This window comes from Raoultella sp. (assembly GCF_039594335.1).
Classification (GTDB): Bacteria; Pseudomonadota; Gammaproteobacteria; order Enterobacterales; family Enterobacteriaceae; genus Klebsiella.
In genome coordinates, this window is the sequence record NZ_JBCNNS010000100.1 from 1 (window position 1) to 15,932 (window position 15,932).

Consider the following 15,932-nt stretch of genomic DNA (forward strand, 5'->3'; position numbering starts at 1 on the left):
CGTTATACTAGCCAGCGAATTTCTTCTTTTTCGGGCGCTTGCCCGCTCCAGCATTATTACAGGCTAAAAAAATCTCATGCGACTTGATAAGTTTATCGCTCAGCAACTTGGCGTCAGTCGGGCTATTGCCGGGCGTGAAATCCGCAGCAGCCGCGTTCTTGTAGACGGCGAAATCGTCAAAGATGCTTCGTTTAAGCTCCAGCCAGAGCACGACGTGGAGTATGACGGCAACACGCTAACCCAGCAGAACGGCCCGCGCTACTTTATGCTCAACAAGCCGCAGGGATACGTCTGCTCCACGGACGATCCGGATCATCCAACGATTCTCTATTTCCTCGATGTCCCGGTCGCGCATAAGCTGCATGCCGCAGGTCGACTGGATATCGACACCACCGGGCTGGTGCTGATGACCGATGACGGGCAGTGGTCGCACCGCATTACTTCTCCGCGCCATCACTGCGAGAAAACCTATCTGGTGACGCTGGAAAATCCGGTGGATGCGCAAACGGCTGAACAGTTTGCTAAAGGCGTTCAGCTGCACAATGAAAAAGATCTGACGAAACCTGCGCGTCTGGAAGTACTGACGCCAACGGAAGTTCGCTTGACGATAAGCGAAGGTCGCTACCATCAGGTGAAACGTATGTTCGCGGCGGTGGGTAACCACGTCGTCGGCCTGCATCGTGAACGTATTGGCGACATTATGCTGGATGAATCTCTGGAGCCTGGCGAGTACCGCCCGCTGACGGAAGAAGAGATCGCCAGCGTTGGCCTCCAGCATGCACGGAGTAAAACGTGACGGCAAAGCAGAATTCTTCACTGGGGATTGTGTTTATTCTTGGCCTGCTGGCCATGTTGATGCCACTGTCTATCGATATGTATCTCCCGGCACTGCCGGTGATTTCGGCGCAGTTTAATGTGCCGGATGGCAGTGCGCAGATGACGCTCAGTACCTATATTCTGGGCTTTGCTTTGGGCCAACTGTTGTATGGCCCGATGGCAGACAGCATCGGCCGTAAGCCGGTGATCCTCGGGGGAACGCTGATTTTTGCGGCGGCTGCGGTGGCCTGTGCGCTGTCGCAGACTATCGACATGCTGATTACCATGCGTTTCTTCCACGGTCTGGCGGCCGCGGCGGCGAGCGTGGTCATCAATGCCCTGATGCGCGATATCTATCCGAAAGAAGAGTTTTCGCGCATGATGTCGTTTGTGATGCTGGTCACCACTATCGCCCCGCTGGTTGCGCCGATGGTGGGGGGCGCCGTGCTGGTGTGGTTCAGCTGGCACGCGATCTTCTGGATTCTTGCGCTGGCGGCGCTGCTGGCCTCCGCAATGATTGCTTTTTTCATTAGCGAAACGCTGCCGGTTGAACGGCGTCAAAAATTTAGCCTGCGTACCACGCTGGGTAACTTTGCCACTTTGTTCCGTCATAAGCGGGTGCTGAGCTATATGCTGGCGAGCGGCTTCAGTTTTGCCGGGATGTTCTCATTTCTGAGCGCCGGGCCGTTTGTTTACATCAATATCAATCATGTTTCGCCACAGCACTTTGGTTACTATTTTGCGCTGAACATTGCCTTTTTGTTCATCATGACCATCATAAACAGCCGTTTTGTTCGCCGGATCGGCGCGCTGAACATGTTCCGCGCCGGGCTGTGGATCCAGTTTGTGATGGCGGTATGGATGGTGGTCTGCGCGCTGCTGGATGTCGGATTCTGGGCGCTGGTGGTTGGCGTTGCAGTCTTTGTCGGCTGCGTTTCGATGGTTTCCTCCAACGCGATGGCGGTCATTCTGGATGAGTTTCCCCATATGGCGGGCACCGCCTCATCGCTGGCGGGGACCTTTCGCTTTGGCATCGGGGCGATTATTGGCGCGCTGCTGTCGATGGCGACCTTTACTACCGCCTGGCCGATGCTGATTTCGATCGCATTTTGTGCCAGCAGCTCGATCCTTTTCTCCCTCTACGCCAGTCGGCGGCGAAAAATCGCTCGCTAAAATACCTTCCATAAGGGGCGATTTCCGCCCCTTTTTTGATGCACATCAACCGCGATGGGCTTCCCGGTTCTGTAATTTGTTTCTTTTATGTAAAATCAAATAGTGTAAAAAGTCGCAATGTTGCGATAAAAAAGTTGTTTTGGATCACAGAAACGGGTACATATAGCCCCGATCTGTATCTGCAGCGCAACAATAAGGTGCTGGATTATAAGTTGTTAACCTTGGCGTGATGCGGGTGTAAACGTTTTCCATGCTGATGCAGGATTATTTGTCAACGATGTGTTAATATTGATGTAAATTTATTGTGAAGCATTTTGTTTCCGGGGAAAATAAGTGAATACACAGCAACTCTCTATCGTACACCGTCTACCGCAGAGCTATCGCTGGCTGGCCGGTTTTGCGGGTTCAAGAGTTGAACCGATTCCGCAAAACGGCGCCGAGAGTGAAAACAGCCTCGTTGCGCTGAAGCTGCTCAGCCCGGACGGGGAGAAAGCGTGGCCGGTGATGTATAAGCTCAGCGAGGCCCTCAGCGACATCGAAGTCGATTGCTCCATCGTCGAGTGTGAAGGGGAACCTTGCCTGTTTGTGAATTTACAGGACGAGTTTGCGGCAACCTGTCGACTGAAAAATTTCGGCGTGGCGATTGCCGAACCGTTCTCTGGCCACAACCCATTCTGACCGTCAGCCCAGTGCCAGAAGCTGGCGGGTATATACCTGCTGTGGAGCGGTAAAAACGCGTTCGCATTCCCCTTGCTCAATGACTTCTCCCTGTCGTAACACGATCACCTGATGACACAACGTCCGCACTACGCGTAAATCATGGCTGATAAAAATATAAGCCAGCCGATGTTTTTGCTGTAACGCTTTCAGCAAAGCCAGAATTTGTGCCTGGACGGTCTTGTCCAGCGATGACGTAGGTTCATCCAGCACGATAAGCTGGGGCTTCACGATCAGCGCCCGGGCAATCACAATACGTTGACGCTGGCCGCCGGAAAACTCAGCCGGATAGCGATGCCGCGTTTGCGGGTCGAGCCCCACCTCTTGCATCACCTGTATCACCGCTTGTTCACGCGCAGCAGGCGTTAACGTTGGCTGGTGGACGCGCAGGCCTTCTTCAATAATCTGCAGCACGTTCAAACGGGGATTCAGCGATGAGTTGGGATCCTGGAAGACTATCTGCATCTGGCGGCGCAGCGGCAGCATCTGCCGGCGGCTACGTCCCTGCAGCGCTTGCCCCTCAAAGACGATCGTCCCTTCGGAAGCTATCAGGCGCAGCAGCGCCAGCCCGGTGGTGCTTTTCCCCGATCCCGACTCGCCCACCAGGCCCAGGGTTTCCCCGGCGCGCAGCTGGAAATTCAGCGCATTGACCACCCGGTTACTATCCACCACCCGGCGGAGGATCCCTTTACGAACCGGGAAGGCGACGCTCAGATCGACGGCTTTTAGCAGCAGCGGCGCATCGGCGGCCAGCGGTACCGGGCTGCCGGAGGGGTCGCTGTCCAGCAGTCGGCGGGTATAAGGGTGCTCGGGGGCGGTGAAAAGCGTCCGACAGGCGTTTTGTTCGACGCAGCGGCCGTTTTGCATCACCGCCACGCGGTCGGCGAGCTGACGGACAATGCTTAAGTTATGGGTAATAAACAGCAGCCCCATATTCAGCTCGTCTTTCAGTTCGCGTAACAACTTCAGGATCTGCGCCTGCACGGTCACGTCCAGCGCGGTAGTGGGTTCGTCGGCAATCAGCAGTTCCGGCCGGGTGAGCAGCGCCATGGCAATCATGATCCGCTGGCGTTCACCGCCGGAAAACTGATGCGGGTAGTCCGCCAGCCGGCGTATCGCATCACGGATACCGACCCGTTCCAGACAGTTAAGGATCTCGCCGCGCGCGGCCTCTTTGCGCATGCCGCGATGCAAAGACAGCACTTCATACAGTTGCTTTTCCAGCGTATGCAGAGGATTGAGCGACACCATCGGTTCCTGAAAAATCATCGCGATACGGTTGCCGCGCACCTTACTTAGCATGCGTTCATCGGCGTGGAGCAGCGACTGACCGTGAAAGCGAATGTCTCCGCCAGGGTAGCAGACCGGCGGAGAGGGGAGCAGCCGTAGCACCGAGAGCGCAGAGACGCTTTTACCGGAGCCGGATTCACCGACCAGCGCCAGGGTTTCTCCGCCGTGAATCGCCAGGGACAGCTCGCTGACGACGGTATGCGTTTTCCCCTGCTGGCGGAAGGCGATGGAGAGGTTGTCTATCTCTAACAAAGGCTGCGTCATGTTATACCGCCTTACCGGGGTCGAAGGCGTCGCGGACGGCTTCACCAATGAAAATTAACAGCGATAACAGCACCGCGACCGACAGAAAGGCGGCGATGCCCAGCCACGGCGCCTGCAAATTGTTTTTCCCTTGCAGCAGCAGTTCACCCAGCGAGGGTGAACCTAACGGCAGGCCGAAGCCGAGAAAATCCAGTGAAGTCAGGGTGGTGATTGAACTGCACAGAATAAACGGTAAGAAGGTCAGGGTCGCAACCATGGCGTTCGGCAGCATGTGGCGGAAAATGATATGGCGGTCGCTGACCCCCAGCGCCTGCGCCGCGCGAATGTAATCATAGTTACGAGTGCGCAGGAATTCCGCGCGCACCACGCCGACCAGCGCCATCCAGCCGAACAGTACTGTAATGGCCAGCAGCCACCAGAAGCCCGGCTGAACGACGCTTGAGAGCAAAATAATCAGGAACAGGGTTGGCATCCCTGACCACACCTCGATAAACCGCTGACCCCACAGATCAATCTTGCCGCCGTAGTACCCCTGAATAGCGCCCGCCAGCACCCCCAGCACGCTGGAGAAAAAGGTCAGCAGCAGGCCGAACAGAATCGATATCCGCGTACCGTATAAAATACGGGCCAGGACATCGCCGCCGTTGGCATCGGTGCCCAGCCAGTTTCTCGTCGAAGGGGGGGAAGGGAAGGGCGCTTGGGTGGCAAAGTCGATGGTAGTGGCGCCAAAACGGATCGGCGCCCACAGTACCCAGCCGTTATCATCCAGTTGCTTTTGTAACCACGGATCCTGGTAGTCGGCGGCGGTAGCAAATGGGCCGCCAAAGGTCGTCTCGCTATAATTTTTCAATGCCGGAACGTACAGACTGCCGCGATACTGCACCAGCAGCGGACGGTCATTGGCAATCAACTCGGCGCACAGGCTGGCCACGAAAAGCATCATAAACAGCCACAGCGACAGATAGCCGCGGCGGTTGTGACGAAAACGCGCCCAGCGGTCCTGATTCACGGGACTCAGAAAAGTCATCAGCGGCCCTCAAAATCAATACGCGGATCGACCAGCGTGTAGCAGATATCGCTGACAATATTCAGCAACAGGCCGATCAGCGTAAAAATATACAGCGTGCCGAACATCACCGGGTAATCACGGGAAACGGTCGCCTCATAGCCCAGCAGCCCCAGGCCGTTGAGGGAAAACATCACCTCAATCAGCAAGGAACCGGTGAAAAACATGCTGATAAACATCGCCGGGAAACCGGCGATCACCAGCAGCATGGCATTGCGAAAAACGTGGCCCCATAAAATTTGTTTTTCGCCTACCCCTTTGGCGCGCGCGGTCACGACATATTGCTTGCGGATCTCATCAAGAAAGCTGTTCTTGGTCAGCATGGTGAGTGCCGCAAAACCGCCGATGACCGTCGCCAGTACCGGCAGCGTAATATGCCAGAGGTAATCGAGGATTTTCTGATACCACGTCAGGCTTTCGAAATTGGCTGACACCAGCCCGCGCAGTGGAAACAGGTCCAGATAGCTGCCCCCCGCGAAGAGCACGATCAGAATAATGGCGAACAGAAAGGCCGGGATGGCGTAGCCAATAATGATCAGCGTACTGCTCCAGATATCAAACTGACTGCCGTTATGGACTGCTTTGCGAATGCCGAGTGGAATCGAGACGAGGTAGATAATCAGCGTACTCCACAGCCCCAGGGTGATGGAGACCGGCATGCTGTTTTTGATCAACTGCAACACCGATGCGCTGCGGAAAAGGCTGTCGCCAAAATCGAAGCGCAGATAGTCGCCGAGCATTTTCAGGTAGCGTTCGTGGAGCGGTTTATCAAAGCCGTAGCGGTGGGTGATTTCGGCAATCACTTCCGGATCGAGACCGCGCCCGCCGCGATAATGACCTTCGCTGATGTTGCCGACGCCGGTACGGGCATGGCTGGCAGCCATACCGTTTTCTCCGGCGCCCGGTAAGCCGCCGCGGTTGCCAAACTCAATGGCGGCGATGGCCTGATCGACCGGACCGCCCGGGGCTATCTGGACAATGAAAAAGTTGATCGTAATGATCGCCCACAGCGTGGGGATTATCAGCAACAACCGGCGGATCAGGTATGCGCCCATCGTTATTCCTTACCGTTTGTCCGCGGGCAGTTTTGCCGCTTTGTTCACGTCATACCACCAGGTATCAAATCCGGATGAGTAGACTGGACGCGTCTGTGGGAAGGAGAATTTATCCCAGTACGCCGTCCTGTCCTGCGCCATATACCACATCGGCAGCATGTAATAGTTCCAGGTAAGCACCCGGTCCAGCGCGCGACCCAGAGGCAGGAGCTTCTGCTTATTACCCTGCCAGCGGATGATCTGCGCAATCAGTTTGTCCACGACTGGGCTCTGAACTCCGGGCGCATTGTAGCTGGAGTGAATATATGCCGAATCCCAGGAGATTTGCAGATCGGTTCCGGGCCAGGGTGTCGCACGCCAGACGATGGGCATCATATCGTAGTCACGACTGCGCCGGCGGTTACTGTACTGCGAGTTATCAACCTGGCGAATATCCATCGTAATACCGAGGCGCTGGAGATTATGCTGGAACGGCAGCACCCAGCGATCGTTGCCCCCGGAGGGCAGCAGCAGTTCAAAGCGCAGCGGCTTGCCGGTGACGGCGTTGATCCGGCGCTGGTTTTTCAGCACCCAACCCGCCTGCTGAAGCAGCGCATCCGCCTGCAGCAGATTTGCGCGATCGAAACCATCGCCGCGGGAACGCGGCGGTTGATAGACGGAGGTGAAGACCTCCGGCGGCAGATCGGCTTTCATTGGCGTCAGCAGGGCGAGCTCCTCGGCATCGGGCGCGTGACGCGCCGCATATTCGGTATTCTGAAAGTAGCTGCTGGCCCGGCTGTAGGCGCCATAAAATAGCGCCTTGTTCATCCACTCGAAATCGAAGGCGAGGGTGATGGCTTCACGGACCTGGCGGTCATTAAACACCGGGCGCTGGATATTGAATGCCAGCCATTGGGTATCCTGCGCCGAGGTGTTCGGGTACTCATCTTTGACGATATAGCCGCGGGTAAAATTGCGCCCGACATAGCGGGTCGACCAGTTTTTGGCCATCGTCTCTGCGCGCCGGTCAACGGCGCCGGCCTTAAAGGCTTCAAAGGCGACATTATCATCAAGGTAGTAGTCGTAGCGCAGTGTGTCGAAATTCCAGCGTCCGCGGTTCACCGGCAGGTCGGCGGCCCAGTAGTCTTTCACCCGCGAGTAGGTGATGTACTGGCCCATCCGCCAGTCGGTAATCCGATAGGGGCCGCTGGCCAGCGGCGGGGTGGAGAGCGGGTCGCTGAGCTTATGGTGACGCCAGAATGCCTCCGGCATCACCGGCAGAGAGAGCAGACTCAGCATGTTCTCCTTGCCCGGCTGCGCCAGTGTAATGCGTACGGTGCGCGGCGCAATGGCCTCGACGCGGGTTCCCTTGTAGAACAAACGGAACTGCGGTACCCCTTCAGTCATAAATTTGTGGAAGGTGAAGGCAACATCGCTGGCGGTAATCGGGCTGCCATCATGAAAGCGGGCGTGCGGGTTGAGGGTTATCTCCATCCACGAGAAATCATCGGCGTAGCGCGTGTGTGCGGCAATGAGTGGATAATAGCTTCCCGGTTCATCATCGGAGGTGGTAAACAGCGTGTCGTACAGGGCGTCGGTACCCACTCCCGGATTGCCGCGCAGCGCATAGCGGTTGAAGTTGTCGAAGGTGCCAATGGTGGCATTCACGATCGTTCCCCCTTTCGGGGCCCTGGGATTGGCATAGTCGAAATGGTCAAAGCCGACGGCGTATTTCGGTTCGCCAATGATGGCAAAAGTGCTGCCCTCTTTTATGGTTTGCGCCTGACTATTCAGGCTGAGCAGGGTCAGTAATAGCAGGCAGATTCGCGCAAACATAGCCAGATTCATATCCTCTGTGGCAGGCATCATCAAGGACCGTTACCGGGCGGAAAAATATTTTGCCGGTTCGTCATGTGCCGCGATCAGCTCTTCCAGCGGCAGCGGACGGCTCAGCCAATAGCCCTGCAGGAAGTTTACGCCATGTTTGCGTAACCACTCCGCCTGTTCCGGCGTTTCGACCCCTTCCGCAACGGTCATGAGCTGCAGGCGGCGGCTCAGCGTCAGTACCGCATCCAGCACCGGTGAGGTGACGGTCTCGGTCCCGATAGCTTGCACAAAGCCGCGATCGATTTTCAGATAGTCAAATTTATAACGCTCGAGATAGATAAGCGCACTATGTCCGGTTCCAAAATCGTCAATCGCAATCTCTAATCCCTGCTCATGCAGCCAGTCAAAGATGGCCAGCGACTTGTTTTTATCGATCATCGCACGTTCGGTAATTTCAAGAACCACATTGAAGTGGTTGGCGGGCATGGATGCCACGAATTGCTGAAGGTCATCCTGAAATTCGTCGGCGTGCAGATGGGCCGGTGAGATATTCAGCCCCAGCTTGCAGCCTACAGGCAGAATTTTTTGCAATGCTGGCGCGTCACGGGCGATCAGTGCTAATAAATGATGAGTGAGCGGGATAATCACTTGTTGCGTTTCAGCCAGGTTAATAAACACGTCCGGCGGGATTTCCCCGGCTACCGGATGGCGCCAGCGCATCAGCACCTCAATACCGCTAATGCCCAGGGTATCGGCCTTCACGACCGGCTGATAGACAATATAGAACTGATGGTTTTTGATCCCCAGCAGAATGGCCTTACGCGGATCGGACTTTAGCGCCAGTACATAGTAACTCACCAGTCCAGCCAGCAGGCCGCATACTACCCCCAGCAGCAGCACAAACTGCGTATTTTCCGATAACCAGCTGTTGGCATAGAGATAAACCTTCAGCGGCAGTCCTTTGATTTGTACCTGTCGGATGGGCTCTGCGGGCAGGCTCTGCAGATCGGTAAGGCTGTTGGTCAGAGTAGAGAGAGCGGTATTGTTGACAACCAGCGCGATGCTGTTGAAATCGTTCTGGCGGGTGGAAAAAAGAATATAGGGTGTCAGGTTGGTATTGATTGAGACGAAAACGCCATCGTCACCGCCGTGCGGGTTGCGTAGCCACATCGCCAGTGCGGCATTCTTCGGCATCATTGGCGTCCCCGGCAGAAGCTGCATATCGACCGCTTTATGGGTATCGAGATGAGGGATGAGCTGTACCAGAGGTGTGTCCATGGAGCCGGTGGCGGAGGAGCAAAAGGCGACACCATCTTTCACCAGCAAAATCGCGCGCACGTTTGGGCTAAAAGCCGCTCGTGCGGTCAGGCCTGACGCAATATTTTCACATTTTTGATCGACCAGCGGCTGCAGGTCCGTCATGGTCTTCTCGAGCTCGCTGAAGTATTCACTCAGGTAGGCGTTGACGTTGTCGATGATACTGTCAAAACGTTCAGACCGGTTATGGTGAATCACCATAACCTGAATGCTTCCGGCCAGCAGGGCGACGATCACTCCGATGATTATGCTGGTCAGCCAGATATTACGCCGGGGTGACAGGTAACGGGTAAGCATAGGCTATATAGTCGGTCCGTGTTAATGAGTTGTACCAATGGGTTGATAGAACACGTTTTCTCTATCGCCATTACAAGGGATAGCTTATATTGCGGCATTCATATGTAAACAGGCAAAAAAAAACACCGCCGCAGCAGTGTTTTTTTGTTCCGCCCGTCAGCCAAGGGATAACTGACGACAGAAAGGATTACGAGCGGCTCAGAACTCGTCGCGCTTCGTTATAGCGCTTTTTCCAGTATGGCTCGTTCATGCTGGAGATGGTCACACCGCTGCTGGTGGATGCATGGACGAACTGATCGTTGCCGATATAGATACCGACGTGGCGACCGGTGGAACCCGCCCGGAACAGAACTAAATCGCCAGTACGCAGTTGAGAGCGTGAAATGGACCGGCCAGAATCCTGCTGCTCAGAAGTGGAGCGGGGCAGTTCCAGACCAAATTGTTCACGGAAAGTACGCTGCACAAAAGCGGAACAATCAATGCCTTTGCGAGTGCTGCCGCCGAGGCGGTAACGCACGCCTTTCCAGCTAGCATACTGATCCATCAAACGGGACTTAACGTCCAGATTGTTGACCATCTTTTCAAATTCATCCTGAGAGGCTTGCAGTGATGATAAATCGCCACTACCCACAGCATGCGTCTCAGAATGCATATTCTTTGCGGTACTACTTGTCGAACTACAGGCAGAGAGCAAAACTGCCACTGCTATCGCGGGCACAACCCGCAAGATATATCTCAAAATCGGCTGAGATTTGACCATATTGTTTGTTTTCCCTTGTTGTCCTTAACGACAAAGTCGTTATAAAAAATGCCAAACGTGCTAGAGCCTAAATACCTGTCAGCAATGAGACAATTCCTTAAACCTAAATTTGTGGGATACCGCACAAATTTATTTTTGAGCCGGATTGACCTTACTGGAAAGGCAAAACGAGATCGAGAGTACCCTATCAAACGTGGGATGGCGAGCGGTTTCGCGAGATTTCTTATAAGAAATTGTGCATCTAAAAGTGAATCATCGGGAAAGCACAAAATAGCGGCAGAGATGGGTGAAAAATATGCAATTCATTCATTTGTAAGATGATTAATGTGACAGAAAGATGACGTGGACGATAAAAAAACCGGCAAATAAAAAAGGGACCGAGAACGATCCCTTATGGATATAGTTAATAATATGTAAGGAAGAGATTAAATTTTACCCGCGCCGCCAGGAAGCGAACGGTTAAACCAGGCGATCAATATGTCACTTAACGGCGTCATCAGCACCCAGGGGATGCCAATGAGTACGGCGGTCAATGAACCAACGGCAATATCGGTAAACCAGTGAGCGCCAATCATGACCCGCGGAAAAGCGAAAACAACAAAAATAGCCAGCGCAATAGCAAATACCCGACGGCCAAAATAGCGCCACATGAAGGTGGCGAAGATCAGCAGCATCATGCCGTGATCGCCGGGGAAACTGTCTTTCGATGCATCTTTGGTCGGGAAGGCGACAACATCGCTTACTTTAACAATCTCGCTGAACGTGAGCGAAGGGCTGGCGCGTTTAACCGGCATCAGATGTTGCGCCAGTTGATTAATGACCACCGCGAAAAGCAGCATGACCAGGCCGATAATGATGATCCGACGGCGACCGGCGCTTTGCTCTTTCAACCAGAAGCTCAGCATCAGGGCGCCCATTGCCAGCAAAGAGCAGGCGTCGAAAGCCCGGTTATTGATGATAGCCAGCAGCCAGGCGTAGGCCTGACTCTTTCCCACACCCTGGTTAAAGAAGTGGAAAATGGCGGAATCCAGCGGCAACCAGAAACCATGATTCGCGGGCAAATACCACGAAAAAAAGAGGGCAAAGCCCGCAGCGTTAAGCAGCAGGATCAGGGGAATTCGGTTTTTAATCATAACAGTTGCGAGTTGTGTAAAACGGCGGGAAACATACCCGCCTTAACTTAAACGAAGTTTCAACAAAGAGGCTTGTAACGCATTCCAGTCTGCTTCGGATTCGGTGATCAGCTCAATACGACTGTCCGGTGGCGCAACGTTTTGGGTTTCAATATGCAGATCAAGTCCCTGACGGTTGATGCGTACCAGACCTTCCGCGATACGCATCACGCCCTTGACGCGGGCAACCGGCGCAAGACGAGCCCACTCAAGCAGGCCAATCGTATCAAACGTTGTATCGGCATCAAAAATCCAGCCACAGGCCTGATAGCCCTGACCACTGTTGAGGCTCCGGCGCCAGCGCTGATGGGCCGGCAGACTGAGCGCACCCAGACCTTTTTTCTGCCCGTGGCTGTGCGCATGTGCGGCACTTTCCGGCAGTGGGGCCCGATTCAGACGCGGTAAATCCAGCAGCGCCAGGTCGATGTTGCCATGGGTCGTGAGAATATGCAGACGTTCGCCCGCATGCTCCTGCCACCAGGTGTCAAAGGCCAGTTCGCTTTCTGCCGTCATCCGGTCCATTTTATTGCTGATAATGACGTCGGCCGCCGCCAGCTGATCGCGGAAGTTATCGTTCGCCATCACTTTACTGTCCAGCAGTTGGCGGGGATCCAGCACACACAGGGTGGCGCGAAGATCGATCCACGGCTCGTAGACGGCGGCGGTCAGAATATCGAGAATTTGTTTGGGATGGCCAAGCCCGGTAGGCTCAATCAGCAGCCGATCCGGCTTCCCCTGCCGCAGCAGGGTATTCAACCCAACCTGCATCGGCAGTCCGTTGACGCAGCACATACAGCCGCCGGGAATTTCTTTGAGTAGTGCGCCGCTATCGGCCAGCAAAGCGCCATCGATACCCACTTCGCCAAACTCATTAACCAGTACGGCCCATTTTTCATCTGCAGGCTTGTGGGCCAGCAGATGAAGAATCGAGGTCGTTTTACCGCTGCCGAGAAACCCCGTGATCAAGTTTGTTTTGGTCACATTTTCTCCAGGATACAAATGTAATGTTGTAACAGTTGGGGCTATCCTGACGAAAAAAAGGGGAAAAGAGAAGGGCCAGGGCGGACAGAAAAGAATTCTGTCCGCTAAAAAGCAGCAATTGTTAAATTCCGGCCACGTTGGCGATGGCCTGGCGGGCACCGACAGCAGAAAGCTGACGCCAGGCGGCGGTGATGTTATCGACAAACAGCGTATTGCGCGGCAGATCGCGACCAAAGATTTCTTCCAGTGAAAGCAGGGCGCCGACGCGTTCCTCATCGCGGCTGCCGGCAACCAGAGCCTGAATCTTCTCGCTCAGCGGGTCGCGAATATCAATAGGTTGACCGGCATCATCTCTACCGCTGACGTAGCGCATCCAGCCCGCCACGCCAAGCGCCAGCAACGGCCAAGGGCTACCGCGTTGCAGGTGAACGCGAATACCATCAAGCATACGCTGCGGAAGTTTCTGACTGCCGTCCATCGCTATCTGCCAGGTGCGATGTTTGAGCGCTGGATTGCTAAAGCGCGCGATCAGGCTATCGGCATAGTGCGTCAGATTGACGCCTTCGATAGCGAGCGTCGGGGCTTGTTCGTCGAGCATCAGCCGGCGAGTGGCGCTGCGCAGCACCTCGTCCTGCATGCAGTCACTGATATACGCATTGCCGGCAAGGTAGCCGAGCCAGGCAAGGAAGGAGTGGCTGCCGTTGAGCATCCGCAGCTTCATCTGCTCCCAGGGCAACACGTTATCGGTCATCTGGGCACCGGCGGTTTCCCATGCCGGGCGGCCCGCCACGAAGTTATCCTCGATGACCCACTGAATAAATGGCTCACAGCTGATGGCGCAAGGATCTTCGACGCCGAGCGCGGCGCTGATTTCAGCCAACGACTCATCGGTAGCGGCGGGTACGATACGGTCAACCATGGTGCCAGGAAAACTGACATGTTCAGCAATCCACTGTGCCAGTTCGGGTGCGCGTTTTTCCGCCATGCCCAGAACCGCATTTTTGACCACGTGACCGTTATCAGGAATATTATCGCAGGAGAGGACCGTAAACGGTGGCAGGCGTCGCTCGCGGCGGCGAGACAGGGCTTCGACCAGAATCCCCGGTACCGACTGCGGCAATGCGGGATTTTCCAGATCGTGAATAATGCGCGGTTGCGTCAGGTCCAGCGTTCCGCTGGCGGGATCGATGCAGTAGCCTTTCTCCGTAATGGTCAGCGAGACAATGGCCACCTGCGGTTCGCATAATTTTTCAATGATCGCGGGCAGAGAGTCCAGCTTTGCATTCAGACATTCGTGAACGGCGCCCACGACAATCGGCTGGTTACCTTGCGCGCCTTTTTCCAGCACGGTGAACAGGTGGTCCTGCTGACGGAGCTGGCTCATCAGCCGATCGCCGCTGAACAGGCTAATTTCACAGATCCCCCAGTCTCCACCGCTGGCGTTCAGCACCCGATCGGTGAGCAGGGCCTGATGCGCGCGATGAAACGCCCCGAAGCCAAAGTGCACAATACGCGAGCGCAGTTGGCTGCGATCGTACTGAGGACGCTGCACGCTTTCTGGCAGCGTAGCGGTAGCAATAGTTGTCATTCTTTACACACCTGATTAACCAATGATTAACAATATCAGTGTAAAGTTATATGACAGCAAATTAAATTGGTGAGCCGTATTTATCCGCTTAGTGTGAGCTGGATCAATCAATTTAGCGGGACAAATTGATCCCTGTCGAGAAGCCTGTATGGTAGTCATCATTGAATTTTGTATTATTGGTATAACAACTTTAAGAGGGCATAGCGATGGAACAAACCTGGCGTTGGTATGGACCGAACGATCCGGTGTCGCTTGATGATGTACGGCAGGCTGGCGCGACGGGTGTGGTCACGGCATTGCACTATATTCCTAACGGTCAGGTCTGGCCGGTTGACGAAATTAAACAGCGTCAGGCGCTGCTGGCGGAAAAAGGGTTGACGTGGTCGGTCGTGGAAAGTATCCCGGTACACGAAGAGATCAAGACCCAGAGCGGGCAGTGTGCGACCTGGATCGCCAACTACCAGCAGAGCATTCGTAACCTGGCGGCCTGTGGGATTGATACCGTCTGCTATAACTTCATGCCAATTCTCGACTGGACACGCACCGACCTTGAGTACCTGCTGCCGGACGGTTCGAAAGCATTGCGTTTTGACCAAATCGCGTTTGCCGCTTTTGAGTTACATATCCTGAAGCGCCCTGGTGCTGAGGCGGATTACAGTGCGGAAGAGCAGCGCCACGCTCAGGCTTACTTTGCGGCGATGAGCGAAGCGGATATTGAAAAGCTGACCCGCAACATTATTGCCGGTTTACCGGGCGCAGAAGAGGGCTATACCCTCGAACAGTTTCGTACGCGCCTGGCTGAATATGACCATATTAGTAAAGCGCAGCTGCGTGAGAACATGGCCGTCTTCTTGCGCGCTATCGTACCGGTATGCGAAGAGGTTGGCGTACGGCTGGCCGTACACCCGGACGATCCGCCGCGTCCGATCCTCGGTCTGCCGCGTATCGTTTCGACCATCGAAGACATGCAGTGGCTGAAAGAGACCGTGGACAGTATCAACAACGGTTTTACGATGTGCACCGGTTCTTACGGCGTGCGAGCCGATAACGATCTGGTGAAAATGGTCGAAACCTTCGGCGACAGGATCCACTTTACTCATCTGCGTTCGACCTGCCGCGAAGAGAACCCAAAAACGTTCCACGAAGCGGCGCACCTGACCGGTGACGTCAATATGGTGGCGGTGGTAGATGCGATTCTGAGCGAAGAACTGCGCCGTAAGCACGCGGGCGATCTGCGTCCAATTCCGTTCCGTCCGGACCATGGGCACCAGATGCTGGACGATCTGCGTAAGAAAACTAACCCGGGCTATTCGGCGATTGGTCGTCTGAAGGGGATGGCGGAAGTACGCGGCGTTGAGCTGGCGCTGAAGATGACGAAGTATCCGGAACTGCTGTAATTCTGGCGGCGGAAAGTAAAAGGACAGCCTGAGGCTGTCCTTTTTTGTCTTACTGCCCGGCTCATACGACGGGCGGCCTGGACGGGGCGTTGCCACCCTTATCCGACACGACGCGATATTAGTCTGCGCGACCCATGTAGCGGCTTTCTTCGATATGGATACGAATTTTCTCGCCAGTGGTCAGGTATTCCGGAACCTGAATCACCAGACCGGTGCTCATGGTCGCCGGTTTG

13 protein-coding genes and 1 pseudogene are annotated in these 15,932 nt (G+C 55.0%); 4 read left to right on the plus strand and 10 right to left on the minus strand.

Annotation, left to right across the window (positions count from 1 at the left end; genetic code table 11):
- Window positions 1–76: 76 nt before the first annotated feature.
- The 3 genes from rsuA to ACZAHD_RS16485 all read left to right on the plus strand — a co-directional run bounded on the left by rsuA (window position 77) and on the right by ACZAHD_RS16485 (window position 2,667).
- Complete coding sequence (gene rsuA / locus ACZAHD_RS16475) at window positions 77–796, plus strand: 16S rRNA pseudouridine(516) synthase RsuA (RefSeq protein ID WP_462457726.1); 720 nt, start codon at window positions 77–79, stop codon at window positions 794–796.
- Window positions 793–1,989 (plus strand): Bcr/CflA family multidrug efflux MFS transporter, encoded by a 1,197-nt coding sequence (locus ACZAHD_RS16480; RefSeq protein ID WP_462457727.1) that lies wholly within the window; start codon window positions 793–795, stop codon window positions 1,987–1,989. The genes rsuA and ACZAHD_RS16480 overlap by 4 nt, the downstream gene beginning before the upstream one ends.
- Window positions 1,990–2,322: 333 nt before the next feature.
- A complete protein-coding gene (locus ACZAHD_RS16485; RefSeq protein WP_462457728.1) occupies window positions 2,323–2,667 on the plus strand; it encodes a YejG family protein in 345 nt (114 codons plus the stop codon).
- A 3-nt stretch (window positions 2,668–2,670) separates the two neighbouring features.
- Here ACZAHD_RS16485 and yejF read toward each other — a convergent pair whose 3' ends face one another.
- The 9 genes from yejF to ACZAHD_RS16530 form a co-directional block, all read right to left on the minus strand.
- Window positions 2,671–4,260 (minus strand): microcin C ABC transporter ATP-binding protein YejF, encoded by a 1,590-nt coding sequence (gene yejF / locus ACZAHD_RS16490; RefSeq protein WP_462457729.1) that lies wholly within the window; start codon window positions 4,258–4,260, stop codon window positions 2,671–2,673.
- A 1-nt stretch (window position 4,261) separates the two neighbouring features.
- On the minus strand, window positions 4,262–5,287 hold the full coding sequence (locus ACZAHD_RS16495; RefSeq protein ID WP_462457730.1) for a microcin C ABC transporter permease: 1,026 nt from the start codon (window positions 5,285–5,287) through the stop codon (window positions 4,262–4,264).
- Window positions 5,287–6,381 (minus strand): microcin C ABC transporter permease YejB, encoded by a 1,095-nt coding sequence (locus ACZAHD_RS16500; RefSeq protein ID WP_462457731.1) that lies wholly within the window; start codon window positions 6,379–6,381, stop codon window positions 5,287–5,289. Before ACZAHD_RS16500 ends, ACZAHD_RS16495 begins: the two co-directional genes overlap by 1 nt.
- Window positions 6,382–6,390: 9 nt before the next feature.
- The gene (locus tag ACZAHD_RS16505; protein ID WP_462457732.1) at window positions 6,391–8,196 is read right to left on the minus strand and encodes an extracellular solute-binding protein; all 1,806 of its coding nucleotides are present in this window, start codon (window positions 8,194–8,196) and stop codon (window positions 6,391–6,393) included.
- A 42-nt stretch (window positions 8,197–8,238) separates the two neighbouring features.
- Window positions 8,239–9,801 (minus strand): cyclic di-GMP phosphodiesterase, encoded by a 1,563-nt coding sequence (locus ACZAHD_RS16510; protein ID WP_462457733.1) that lies wholly within the window; start codon window positions 9,799–9,801, stop codon window positions 8,239–8,241.
- A gap of 187 nt (window positions 9,802–9,988) precedes the next feature.
- Window positions 9,989–10,561 (minus strand): bifunctional murein DD-endopeptidase/murein LD-carboxypeptidase, encoded by a 573-nt coding sequence (mepS, locus tag ACZAHD_RS16515; RefSeq protein ID WP_462457734.1) that lies wholly within the window; start codon window positions 10,559–10,561, stop codon window positions 9,989–9,991.
- Between the two features lie 425 nt (window positions 10,562–10,986).
- On the minus strand, window positions 10,987–11,694 hold the full coding sequence (locus ACZAHD_RS16520; protein ID WP_462457735.1) for a phosphatase PAP2 family protein: 708 nt from the start codon (window positions 11,692–11,694) through the stop codon (window positions 10,987–10,989).
- Between the two features lie 42 nt (window positions 11,695–11,736).
- Entirely contained in the window at window positions 11,737–12,714 is a 978-nt protein-coding gene (locus tag ACZAHD_RS16525) for a CobW family GTP-binding protein (protein ID WP_462457736.1), read from the minus strand.
- 121 nt (window positions 12,715–12,835) lie between these two features.
- Window positions 12,836–14,302, minus strand: a complete 1,467-nt coding sequence (locus ACZAHD_RS16530; RefSeq protein ID WP_462457737.1) for a mannitol dehydrogenase family protein — start codon at window positions 14,300–14,302, stop codon at window positions 12,836–12,838.
- 206 nt (window positions 14,303–14,508) lie between these two features.
- Here ACZAHD_RS16530 and uxuA point away from each other — a divergent pair, with 206 nt between their 5' ends.
- Complete coding sequence (gene uxuA / locus ACZAHD_RS16535; protein WP_462457738.1) at window positions 14,509–15,699, plus strand: mannonate dehydratase; 1,191 nt, start codon at window positions 14,509–14,511, stop codon at window positions 15,697–15,699.
- 118 nt (window positions 15,700–15,817) lie between these two features.
- On the opposite strand, the pseudogene ACZAHD_RS16540 reads toward uxuA, so the two are convergent.
- A pseudogene (locus ACZAHD_RS16540) lies at window positions 15,818–15,932 on the minus strand (elongation factor P-like protein YeiP); the annotation flags it as partial.

Excerpts from the sequence above, each read along its gene's own strand:
- rsuA (WP_462457726.1), top strand. The coding sequence starts at position 77 with ATGCGACTTGATAAGTTTATCGCTCAGCAACTTGGCGTCAGTCGGGCT.
- yejF (WP_462457729.1), bottom strand. The coding sequence starts at position 4,260 with ATGACGCAGCCTTTGTTAGAGATAGACAACCTCTCCATCGCCTTCCGC.
- ACZAHD_RS16495 (WP_462457730.1), bottom strand. The coding sequence starts at position 5,287 with ATGACTTTTCTGAGTCCCGTGAATCAGGACCGCTGGGCGCGTTTTCGT.
- ACZAHD_RS16500 (WP_462457731.1), bottom strand. The coding sequence starts at position 6,381 with ATGGGCGCATACCTGATCCGCCGGTTGTTGCTGATAATCCCCACGCTG.
- ACZAHD_RS16505 (WP_462457732.1), bottom strand. The coding sequence starts at position 8,196 with ATGTTTGCGCGAATCTGCCTGCTATTACTGACCCTGCTCAGCCTGAAT.
- ACZAHD_RS16510 (WP_462457733.1), bottom strand. The coding sequence starts at position 9,801 with ATGCTTACCCGTTACCTGTCACCCCGGCGTAATATCTGGCTGACCAGC.
- mepS (WP_462457734.1), bottom strand. The coding sequence starts at position 10,561 with ATGGTCAAATCTCAGCCGATTTTGAGATATATCTTGCGGGTTGTGCCC.
- ACZAHD_RS16520 (WP_462457735.1), bottom strand. The coding sequence starts at position 11,694 with ATGATTAAAAACCGAATTCCCCTGATCCTGCTGCTTAACGCTGCGGGC.
- ACZAHD_RS16530 (WP_462457737.1), bottom strand. The coding sequence starts at position 14,302 with ATGACAACTATTGCTACCGCTACGCTGCCAGAAAGCGTGCAGCGTCCT.
- uxuA (WP_462457738.1), top strand. The coding sequence starts at position 14,509 with ATGGAACAAACCTGGCGTTGGTATGGACCGAACGATCCGGTGTCGCTT.